Raw genomic sequence first — 1,893 nt, forward strand, 5'->3', positions numbered from 1 at the left:
TGGCTTGGTCGGCTCTGTTGGCTTAGTCGGTTCCGTTGGGGTCGTTGGCTCGGTTGGCTCCGTTGGAGTCGTCGGTTCTGTTGGCTGTGTTGCCTCCAAGGCAGCCAGGCGGGCCTTAGCCAGGTTCAAAGCGTGCAGAGTTGCGGCTACTCTTGCCTTGGCTTTCGTCAACGTTTCCTTCTTATCCGCCAAATCAGCTTCTGCCGCGGTCAAAGCAGCTTGAGTGCTTGCCGCATTAGCCTTAGCGTCTTCAACTGCCTGGTCTTCCTTTTCTGTAGAAGTTGACAGCTTGGCACTTTCTTCTGCCTTAAGAGCAAGTTCACTGACTTGAGCATCAGCATTTGCCTTTGCCTCTGCAGCCGCAGTTTCTGCAGTCTCTGCTTGAACCTTTGCTGCCTGCAGGTCAGCCAGCTTTTGCTTAGCGGTTGCCAATTCAGATTGTGCCGTTTGACTGGCCGCATTAGCAGTGGTCACTTTTGCCGTAGCATCTTCTACCGCGGCATTTGCGTCAGCTGCAGCTTTTTCTGCATCCCCGACTGCCGTTTCAGCCGCGTCAACACTAGCTTGCGCGCTTTGCAAATTCTTCGCGCTCTCTTCAGCCTCTGCCTTAGCAGCCTCCAGCTTGGCGGTCAAATCTGCCACCTTACTTTCTGCTGCCTGCAAAGCCTCTGCCGTGCTCTTTACTTCGGCTTCAGCGGTACTTGCTGCTTCAGTCTTTTCCTTTAAAGCTGCCTGCTTTTCCGTCAAAGCAGTCTGAGCGCTGGTCAATGCCGTTTGTGCTGTTGCCGTTTCTGCCTTGGCCGCGCTCAAAGCAGTCTCTGCCTTAGTCGCCAGATCTTGCGCCTTGGTCAAAGCCTCCGTCTTAGCTGCCGTCGTTTCCTGGGCAGCAGCGTAGGCTTCTTGTGCCTTCTTTACAGCTTCATCTGCCGCGGCCACTTTATCTTTTGCCGCCTGCAGATTACTATTAGCCGTCTCTAGATTGCTAGTCGCGGTAGCTAGATATTTCTTTTCTGGTTCCAGGTAAATGTACTGGTATTGGTCCCGCGCGCCTTCTTTTTTAGACAGGTCAGTCATCGCGTCAATTACCTTCTGCCGATCCCCTGTCCCTAATGCCGGAACTTCGTATTCAGTTGATGTGTCATTAGTGAAGCTGACTGAGTTAAAGTGGATCTGCAGGTAGTGATCGATCGACACGCCCAAGTATTCCGTTCTGGTTGGGTTGGCAAAAAGGAAGGCCTTCATGTGGCCCCAATTTGACCCGGAGTCGTCAACAAGGCAGCCCAAGATTGATTCATAGATCGCCTGCTTAAGCTTGTTCATGCTGATCGTGCCAGTGTAGGCCTGCATATTTGTAGTTGCGTTTCTGACTGCCGTGTATTCAGCAAGATTCTTGGTCTTTTCATCTTGCGTGTAATTCAGCCAGACAAAACCGTTGGTCGCGTTCTCTGATTCGCTGTTGCTATAGATGCCGCGGCTGCTGTAGTCCATTGCTACTCTGTTTAATGCCAGCACGTCGTGGCCTCTAGTCCCCAGCAGCCAGTGGTCGGCATCATATTCTTTTGCTACGTCACTGGAATATTGCACTGAATTCTGGCTGACCTTGTAAGCCTTCCGGCCATTGGCCTCGCGCAGCGGATTGATCAGGAAAGCCGCGTACAAAGTCAGTTCCTTAGCGTCATCCGCGTTCATCACCTGACCGTCGACAAATTCCACCTTCCGGCCTTCATCAGCGGCCGCGGAAATATAGCGGTTGTTGTAGGTGAAGCCTGGCAGGCCCTTTTGCCCAACTTCGTACAGCTTCTGGGCCGCTGCCGCCTTGCTATTTTCGTCAGCAGCATAGTATTCCTTAGCCGCCTCTAAAAAGCCGTCTGGCAAAACAATCTTGTTGACGTC

General features: G+C 52.5%; 1 protein-coding gene. It reads right to left on the bottom strand.

Translation table 11 applies throughout. The features are described from left to right. Window positions 1-1,893 (bottom strand): SEC10/PgrA surface exclusion domain-containing protein (locus ACI32D_RS07160; RefSeq protein ID WP_439775898.1); only part of this gene is annotated, 1,893 nt, incomplete at both ends.

Origin of the sequence: Lactobacillus sp. (assembly GCF_051873315.1) — a bacterium.
Taxonomy (GTDB): Bacteria; Bacillota; Bacilli; order Lactobacillales; family Lactobacillaceae; genus Lactobacillus.